Genomic DNA, 8,675 nt, shown 5'->3' with positions numbered 1-8,675 from the left:
TTCGCCTACCCGTCGTTGTGCGAGCGTCGGTTCTGGAAGCCGCGCAGGGCGCGCCGCAGGGCGCCGACCAGCGCAGTGCGGCCGCCCGGACGGCCGGTGAGCCGCATCAGCGACTCCACGACCCACAGGCGGCTCTCGAGGACGTGCGCGGGCGAGCCGTGCACGTCGTCGTTCTCCTGCACGACCAGGTCCCGGACGTGGGCGCGCAGCAGCGCCAGGTCGTCCGGGGGCACGACCTCGTCGCGCAGGCTCGCCAGGTAGCGCACCGGGACGCGCACGGCGTCGAGGTGGTCCTCGGTGAGGGCCAGGTCGGGCAGGAACTTGTCCAGCTCGTCGGGGGAGCGGCCCGCGAGGTGGGCGAGCGTGTCCGCGGTGACCCGCGGCAGGCCCCGCCACCAGTCCCCGGTGAAGAACGCGCCGACGGGCGCACCGGCCGTGATCACGCCGGTGATCCGGTCGTCCTCGGCGGCGCGGCGCAGGGCCAGGTGGCCGCTGAAGCTCAGCGCGAGCGCCGTGGTCCTGGCGGTGTCGGCGCGGTCGGCGACGGCGTCCAGGATGCCGGTGAAGAGGCGGTGGGCGTCCGCGTCGTAGGGCAGGGTGTTCTCGCCGACGCCGGGCATCTCGGTGACCACGGCGGCGAGCCCGAGCCTGCGGGCCAGCCGCAGGGTGGGCGCCCACTGCTCCTTCACGCTGACGATCCCGCCGCAGATGACCACCAGCGGCCGGGGCTCGGCGGCGGACAGACCGGTGGCCCAGCAGCGCACCACGTGGTCGCCGACCGGGACCTCCACCGGCTCGAAGTCCCGCTGCGCGGTGCTCCAGCGGCCGAACGCCCGCAGGTACCGCTCCTGCGCCAGCGCCCGGCTCGGCCCGTCCACGAACGGGAACCGCGCCATCACGTAGTGCCGGTTCGCGCCCAGCAGGTCGCCGCGCTCCTCCAGCGCCTCGCCCGCCTCGCGCCACACGACCGCCCACGAGCCGGGCGCGCCGTCCTCGTCCCCGGTGATCCGGTCCAGCAGCGGCTGGTAGGTCGCCGGACGCAGGCCCTGCGCCTTGGCGTGCACGACGATGAACCCCTTGAGCTCGGCGACGTCGTTCACGGGGTGTCCTCGAATCCCTCGAGGGCGTCCTTCACCTCGGTGAGCACGTCGGCCGCCTCGCCGCCATCGACCACCCGGTGGTCGAACGACAGGTTGAGCCGCATCACCCGCGCCACCACGACCTCGCCGTCCCGCACGACCGGCCTGGGCGCGATCCGACCGACCCCGAGCGTGACCGTGGTCCCGCCGACCGAGTGGAACGAGTCCACGGCCCGGTGCCCGAGCGAGGTCACCGCGAACGTGCCGAACACGTCGCCGCGCCGGTGCAGCGGACCGACGAACCGGCGGAACGCCAAGCGCCCCAGGGGGACCGGGAGCCGTTGCAGCTTCCGGACACCGGCGAACTCCGGCATCGTGTCCGGGTCGCCGTCGCGGTAGTGGTCCACCTGCCGCTGGATCTCGGCGAGCTTGGCGGTGGCCAGGTCGGGCAGCACGGCAGACAGCACCGCGCGCCGCCCGTCGACGGTCCGGTCGAGCGCGAGCTTGGCGTTGACGACGGGGTAGCGCACGACCTTCGGCCGCCACGACCCGCGCAGGGCGCTGTTCGCGTCCGGGTGCGCCGCCAGCACCCGTGCCCCGGCGTGCAGCACGTAGCTCACCACCGAGTACCGCAGGCCGTCCTCGCGGGCGGCCTCCCGGTGCGCGAGGACGGCGCCCATGTCGACGTCGGTCGCCAGGAACACCGGCGAGAAGTCCCGGACCTGCGCCAGGAAGTGCAGGGTCTGCCGCCGCTGCCGCGCGACCTGCGCGGGCCTCACGCGCTCGCCAACCGGTAGATGTGGCCGAGGCTGGGCGCCTCCAGCAGCTCGGGCATCGGGATGGTGCGGCCGGTGCGCCGTTCCAGCGCCATCATCAGCGTCAGCAGGTGCACCGAGTCCCAGCCGGGGACCTGGTCGAGGCCGGTCTCCACGTCGTCGGCGCTGACCGGCAGCCCTACCTCGTCGTGCAGCAGTGCCACGAACTCGTCGATGGTGTTCACGCGGTGCTCCCTTCGGGGGTCGCGGCGGCGGTCAGCCGGACGTGCCGGTGGCCGGTGGGGATGTCCGCCAGGTCGTGCCGGAACTCGCGGACGCCGCCGTCCTCGCCCACCGGTGTGAAGCCGTTGCGCGGGTAGAACTCGCCGACGCCGTGGTTCTTCGCGGTCGGCCGGTGGGAGGCGAGGACGTGGGTCGCCCCGGTCGCCGCGGCCCGGCGCAGCACCTCGGCCAGGCAGGTCTGCTCGATGCCCCTGGCGAACACCCGGCAGCTCAGCACGAAGTTGTCGATCCGCACGGCGTCGCCCTCGCGCCGCAGGAACACCGCGCCGACCAGTCCGTTGTCGCCGAACCGGTCGCCGGACTCGATCACCAGCACCTCGGCGTCGCGGTCGTCGAGCAGCCGCAGGACGTCGGCCTGCTGGAGCCGGACGGTGGTGAGGTTGAACTGGTTGGTGCGCAACGTCATCTGGGACACCCGTGCCGCCTCGGCGGCCGTGGCGGGCTCGAACCGGACCCGCACGCCGAGCTCGGCGAGGTAGTCCTCCAGCGAGTCGAAGCTCTGCAGGAAGTCGGTGCGCACCAGCTCGTCGCGGTAGCGCGCGGGCCGCGCCCGGTCCTCGTCGGTCGCCTCGACGGCGTCGAACCACCCGTCCCGCAACAGCTTCTCCACGTGCAGCGCGGGCTCGGCGTCCACCTGGACCACCGCCACACCCGGCAGCGCGTGCCGCACCAGCCCGCACTCGAACGGGTTGTCGTCCACGAACACGATGCTGTCCACGCCGAGGTTGAGGTCCGCGGCGAGCTGCGACAGGTGCTCGTGCTTGACCCGCCAGTCGGCGACGACCCGGACGAAGTCCTCCTCCCGCAACGTCATCCGCGGGTGGGTGCGCAGCGCGTCGAGCACCGGCGCCAGGTCGTTCTTGCTCACCGCGGCCAGCAGCACGCCCTGCGAGGCCAGCTGCTTCACCACGCCCTGGAACGCCGCGAACGCCTCGCCGCGGTAGGTGTCGGCGACCTCGATGCCCTCCTGGCCGACCTCGCCGATCACCCCGCCCCACACCGTCTCGTCCAGGTCGACGGCCAGCACCTTCTTGCCCCGCCCGGACACCGCGCGCGCCAGGTGCCCGACCTGCCGGGCGTACGCGCCGAGCAGCTCCGGTGTGAGGTGCGCCTTGGCGTAGCCGGACATCCGCGGTTCGCTCAGCGCCGCGCCGCCCGCCAGCAGCGCGTCCAGGTCCAGCACGACGACACCGGTGTGCTCGACCGACAGCCGCAGCAGCTCGGCGTTGGCCTCGCGCCACGCGGCACCGAGGCGGGCCCGAGACCGGTGGTCGACCAGCCGCGCCAGCACGGACTGGGGGAGCGGCAGCGTGTTGAGCACCAGCGTGGCGGAGCCGTCGTAGCGGGCGACCAGGCCGCGCAGCAGGCCGACCTGGGAGGTCAGCGCGGCGACCGCGTCCTCGACCCGCCACGGCACCGGCACCTGCTCGAACACGGCGTGGTGGGTCAGCACGCACAGCACCAGCTTCGGGTCGCCGTCGTGCAGGGCGCTCAACGGCGAGGACAGGTCGGAGACGTAGGTGCCGTAGTCGCCGACGCGGATGTCGGGCAGCAGGCCGTGCCGGGCCAGTTCGGCGGTCAGCGGCGCGACGATCCCGGACAACGTCCCGTGCCCCGTCACGGCGACCCGCAGCTCCGGCACCGCGGGGTGCCGCTCGCGCACCGCCCTTCGGTCCACGGTGGACAGGATCTGGCCCGCGCGGGTCAGGTCCGCGTCGGACAGGCCGGACAGCAGGGCGGGCACGTCGGAGTAGCGGTCGGCCAGGGTGCCGGACCGGTGCGCCGCGGTGAGCTCGACGAGCGGTTCCATCAGGTCAGTCCCTCTCCAGCGCGAAACCGGCTTTGATCCACTTGCTGGACTCGATGGCGATGCCGACGGCCCGGTCGCCCGGCGCCAGCTCGGGCAGCGTCCGTTCCAGCTGGACGAACGGGGCGGCGTTGCCGATGTTGGCGATCTCCACCACGCAGGTGACCTCCTCGGCGGCGGGCAGCCCGAGGTCCTTGACGATGCGGGCGGTCATGGTCCCGGACAGCTGCGGCGGCAGCAGGTAGTCCACGTCGGTGTCCTGCCACCCCAACGAGGTCAGCAGCTCTTCCAGCACCTCCACCGCCATCACCGGGACCAGCTCCTCGATGGCCTTGTAGTCCTCGCTCAGCGCCGGTCCGTCGGACGCGCGGCGGGCCTGCCCGTACCAGTCGACGACCTGGCCGGGCGCCCGGCCCAGTCCGACGAGCCGGTTGAGCACCCGGCGCAGCACCGGGGCGCCGTCGACCGGTTCGGTGGTGAGCACCGCGGCGCCCGCGCCGTCGCCGAACAGCACGACGTTCACGAGTTCGGCCGGGGACAAGGACTTCAGGTCGATGTCGGGGTCGAAGTGCTTGGCGCACACGTCACCGCCGAGCACGAGCGCGGTCCGGTGCTCGCCGGTGAGCAGCAGCTGGCGGCCGATGTCGAGCGCGGCGACGGCGCCGGTGCAGCCGGACTGGAGCTGGTAGGTGGGGATCCCGTCGATCCCGAGCAGGTCGGCGACTGTGTTCACCGTCGCGGGCATCAGCCGGTCCGGTGTCGCGGTGCCGAGCACCATCACGTCGACCTCGCCCGGCGCCACGCCCGCGTTGTCCAGCGCGCGGGTCGCGGCGGAGGCGGCGAGCTCGGCCAACGACGACCGCACCTCGCCGCTGGCCAGGTCGACGGCCAGGTGGCGCGACCGCGTGCCGATGAAGACGTCCACCCACTGCTGCCAGGACGCGTCCATCCGGAACCGGTCGGCCAGCGCGGCGTTGTCCACCGGCGGACCCGGCAGCGCCGAGCCCGCCGCGAGGACGCGAACTTCGGTCGTGGTCATTCCGGGGTCCCTTCGGTGGACGGCTCGCGGCCAATGCTGGGTGCCTGGCCTAAAGCGGTCGCTAAAGCGGACCTGAAGGGCTGGAGGGGAGTGCTCGGACCTGGAACGCGGTGCTGGGGGCTACGGCCGGGAAGTGGTTCGCGCGCCCCGGAAGGTGCGCCGGTAGGTGTCCGGCGCGACGCCGACCGACCGGTTGAAGTGCCTGCGCAACGTGGCGGCCGTGCCCATGCCCGTGCGCTCGGCGATCGCGTCGACGGCCGCGTCGGTCGTCTCCAGCAGTTCCTGCGCGAGGTGCAGGCGCTGGTTGTGCAGCCACCGCAGGGGTGTCGTGCCGGTGGTGGCGACGAAGTGCCTGGCGAGGTTGCGGGTGCTCATGCCGATCCGGTCGGCGAGCCGCCGAACGGTCAGCGGCTCGTGCAGGTGCTCGGTGGCCCACCGCATCAGGTCCTGGAGGTGGGAGCCGTCGACCGGGGCGGGGGCGGTGATGAACTGCGCCTGCCCGCCGGCGCGGTGCGGCGGCACGACCAGGCGTCGGGCGAGGGTGTTGGCGGCGGCCGCTCCGTGGTCGGCGCGCACGACGTGCAGGCACAGGTCCATGCACGCGGCCTTGCCCGCGGACGTGAGGATCGGGTGGTCGTCGAAGTACAGGACGTCGGCGTCGACCACGACCTCCGGGTAGCGGTCGGCGAGCGTCGCGGCGTGCGACCAGTGGGTCGTGACCCGCTTGCCGTCCAGGAGCCCTGCGGCCGCGAGCACGAACGCCCCCGTGCACAGCGACACGATCCGCGCCCCGCGGTCGTGGGCGGTGCGCAGCGCGGCGACGACGTCGGCGGGCGGCGGCTCGTCCACGTCGTGGTAGGCGGGCACGACGACGGTGTGCGCGTCGAGGACCGGGGCGAACGTGGGGGCGCCGGCGACACGGGCGACCCGACCGAGGTGGTCGGCGCCGGGGCCGCAGACCGTGAAGTCGTACCAGGGGTCCGCGATGTCGCTCCGGTCGACGCCGAACACCTCGATCGCCGTCGCGGCCTCGAACAGCATGGCCCCGTCGTAGAGCGCCAGCACCACGGATCGCATGTCCGAAAGTGTACGGATGTGGTCGGATCAGCCACTCGTGCCGCGTGACCACGGCTGTGACGATGACGGCGTGACCACTCCGAACACCGCCGTCGCGGTACTGGGCGCCTCCGGGCACACCGCCCGCTTCGTCCTGGCCCGCCTGCGCGACCTGGGCCTTGACCCCGTCCCGGTCGACCGCGACCCCGAACGCCCGCACGCGCCCGGCGCTCGTCCGAGGGTCGCGTCGGTCGACGACCCGGCCTCGTTGGACCGGGCGTTCGCCGGCGTGGCCGCGGTGGTCAACTGCGCGGGCCCCTTCGCCGACACCGCGGTCCCCGTCGTCGAAGCCGCCCTGCGCGCGGGCGCCCACTACGTCGACATCTCCGCCGAGCAGACCGTCACCATGGACCTGCTGTCCCGGTTCGACAGCCGGGCCCGTGAGGTGGGGGTCGCCGTCGTGCCGTCGATGGCCTTCTACGGAGGGCTCGGCGACCTGCTCGCCACCGCCGCCCTCGGCGACTGGCCCGCCGCCGACGACGTCCAGGTCGCCATCGCGTTGAGCAGCTGGCTGCCCACCGAGGGCACCCGCCGCACGGTCGCCCGCAACTCCGGCAGGCACGTGGTCTTCACCGACCACCGGTTCGTCCCCGCCACCCCGAGCACCCTCACCTGGCGGTTCCCCGACCCGATCGGCGTCCGGTCGCTCACGGGGCTGCCGACCGCCGACCACGTCACCATCGCCCACCACCTGAGCACCCCGCGCGTCGACGTCCACATCAACACCGACCCGCTAGCCGACCTGGCCGACCCCACCTCACCCGCACCCGTCCCGGCCGACGCCCACGGCCGCTCCGCTCAGACGTTCCACGTCGAGGCCGTCGTCACCCGCGGCCCCCAGCACCGCCGCGCCACCGCGTCCGGCCGCGACATCTACGCCGTCACCGGCCCCCTCGCCGCCGGCGCCGTCGCCCACCTCCTCACCCACCCCACCGCCGGCGCCCACACCGCGGGCACCCTCCTCGACCCCGCCGCCTTCCTCCGCTCCCTCGACCCGGCCCACCTGACGTTTACGGCGGACATGTGAGCCGGGCTTGAACTTGCGCAGTGGCTTCAGTGCTGACCAAAATAAACGGACAAGCAAGTGGGCGCGCCGCCGAGGCAGGCGCGCCCACGAGTCGTCAGGCCTTGGCCGACCACCAGGCCTGGCCGGTCTCGCCCAGCGTGGAGATCGGGTCGTAGTACGGGTAGCGGCGGTCGAGGGCCTCGGGGTCGGCCAGCTCGATGCCGGTGCGGTAGTTCTTCGTCCAGTAGGAGATGCCCAGCTCGCGGTCGTACTCGGCGAGCTGGTGCACCCAGCGCTTGCCGACGTACGGCACGTCGCAGACGATGCGCGGGGTGGCGTAGCCGGGCAGGTAGCCCATGATCGCGTGCTGGAGCGCCTGCGCCTCCCAGACCGCCACCCGCCAGTGCTCGGCGTTCGGGATCATGTCGCACATGTAGAAGTAGTACGGCAGGATGTTCGCCTCGCCCTGCAGCGCGAAGCACAGGTCCAGCAGGTCGTTCGGGGTGGCGTTGACGCCCTTCATCAGCACGCCCTGGTTGCGCACGTCGCGGACGCCGACCTCCAGCGCGGTGCGGGCGGCCTCGGCGACCAGCGGGGTGACCGACTGGGCGTGGTTGACGTGGGTGTGGATCGCCAGGTTGACGCCGCGGCGCGACGCGGTGCGGGCGACGCGCTCCAGGCCCTCGACGACGCGCGGCTGGAGCCAGTGCTGGGGGAGGCCCGCGAGCGCCTTGGTGGCGAGGCGGACGTCGCGGACGGTGTCGATGTCGAGCAGGCGCATGAGGAACGACTCGAGCTGCGGCCACGGCACGTTGGCGACGTCGCCGCCGGAGACGACCACGTCGCGGACGCCGGGCGTGCGCTTGAGGTAGTCGATCATCCGGTCCTGCCGGTCGACCGGCTTGAGCTGCAGCTTGTGCTTCTGGACCTGGGGCGTGGAGTTGCCAACGAGGTCCATGCGGGTGCAGTGGCCGCAGTACTGGGGGCACGTCGACACGAGCTCGGCCAGCACCTTGGTGGGGTAGCGGTGGGTCAGGCCCTCGACCACCCACATCTCGGCCTCGTGCAGCGAGTCGCGCTCGGAGTGCGGGTGGCTCGGCCACTCCGGGTCGCGGTCGGAGCGGACCGGCATCATGTAGCGGCGCACCGGGTCGGCGAGGAACGCCTCGGTGAAGTCCTCCGGCGCGGCGGTCGGCGCCATCGTGTTCAGCATCTGCGGCGGCAGCAGCATCGACATGGTGGCCAGCTGGGCCTGGTCGGCCGCCAGCTCGTCGTAGAAGTGCTCGCCGAGCAGGTCACCCATGATCTTGCGGAGCTGCTTCGCGTTCTTCACGCAGTTCACGCGCTGCCACTGCGCGTCGCGCCACTGCGCGTCGGTGACGTGGCTCCAGCCGGGGAACCGCCGCCAGTCGGGCTCGACCAGCTCCTTGCGCACGTAGGTGTACGGCTGGTGGTCGACGCCCTGAGACGCGGGCACGACCTCGTGAAGCGCGGTCATACGTGCTCCCTACGGGTTGGTTCGCGTAAAGATATCCTGTCACACCGCTAGTTCTGCGTAAATATTCCCGTA

General features: G+C 72.9%; 8 protein-coding genes. 1 reads left to right on the top strand and 7 read right to left on the bottom strand.

All coding sequences use genetic code 11. From position 1 onward, the window contains the following. Window positions 1–5: 5 nt before the first annotated feature. The 6 genes from CLV43_RS39405 to CLV43_RS39380 all read right to left on the bottom strand — a co-directional run bounded on the left by CLV43_RS39405 (window position 6) and on the right by CLV43_RS39380 (window position 6,060). Complete coding sequence (locus CLV43_RS39405) at window positions 6–1,100, bottom strand: alpha/beta hydrolase family protein (RefSeq protein WP_106194436.1); 1,095 nt, start codon at window positions 1,098–1,100, stop codon at window positions 6–8. Further along, complete coding sequence (locus CLV43_RS39400) at window positions 1,097–1,858, bottom strand: 2-oxo acid dehydrogenase subunit E2 (protein ID WP_211304772.1); 762 nt, start codon at window positions 1,856–1,858, stop codon at window positions 1,097–1,099. The genes CLV43_RS39405 and CLV43_RS39400 overlap by 4 nt, the downstream gene beginning before the upstream one ends. After that, window positions 1,855–2,079, bottom strand: a complete 225-nt coding sequence (locus CLV43_RS39395) for an acyl carrier protein (protein ID WP_106194434.1) — start codon at window positions 2,077–2,079, stop codon at window positions 1,855–1,857. Before CLV43_RS39395 ends, CLV43_RS39400 begins: the two co-directional genes overlap by 4 nt. Beyond that, the gene (locus CLV43_RS39390) at window positions 2,076–3,947 is read right to left on the bottom strand and encodes an HAD-IIIC family phosphatase (RefSeq protein ID WP_106194431.1); all 1,872 of its coding nucleotides are present in this window, start codon (window positions 3,945–3,947) and stop codon (window positions 2,076–2,078) included. The genes CLV43_RS39395 and CLV43_RS39390 overlap by 4 nt, the downstream gene beginning before the upstream one ends. A 4-nt stretch (window positions 3,948–3,951) precedes the next feature. Next, window positions 3,952–4,983, bottom strand: a complete 1,032-nt coding sequence (locus CLV43_RS39385) for a 3-oxoacyl-ACP synthase III family protein (RefSeq protein WP_106194428.1) — start codon at window positions 4,981–4,983, stop codon at window positions 3,952–3,954. Between the two features lie 120 nt (window positions 4,984–5,103). After that, on the bottom strand, window positions 5,104–6,060 hold the full coding sequence (locus CLV43_RS39380) for a helix-turn-helix domain-containing protein (protein WP_106194425.1): 957 nt from the start codon (window positions 6,058–6,060) through the stop codon (window positions 5,104–5,106). A 70-nt stretch (window positions 6,061–6,130) separates the two neighbouring features. Between CLV43_RS39380 and CLV43_RS39375 the strand changes: the two genes are divergently transcribed. Beyond that, window positions 6,131–7,126: a saccharopine dehydrogenase family protein gene (locus CLV43_RS39375; protein WP_245887315.1), complete on the top strand. Its 996-nt coding sequence runs from the start codon at window positions 6,131–6,133 to the stop codon at window positions 7,124–7,126. Window positions 7,127–7,220: 94 nt separating this feature from the next. On the opposite strand, the gene CLV43_RS39370 is transcribed toward CLV43_RS39375, so the two are convergent. Continuing rightward, on the bottom strand, window positions 7,221–8,603 hold the full coding sequence (locus tag CLV43_RS39370; RefSeq protein ID WP_106194418.1) for a KamA family radical SAM protein: 1,383 nt from the start codon (window positions 8,601–8,603) through the stop codon (window positions 7,221–7,223). Between the last annotated feature and the right edge of the window lie 72 nt (window positions 8,604–8,675).

The sequence above is a fragment of the Umezawaea tangerina genome (assembly GCF_003002815.1).
In the GTDB taxonomy this organism is placed as follows: Bacteria; Actinomycetota; Actinomycetes; order Mycobacteriales; family Pseudonocardiaceae; genus Umezawaea; species Umezawaea tangerina.
The sequence above is the reverse complement of the archived record's forward strand: the minus strand, read 5'-3'. Positions and strand labels throughout refer to the sequence as shown.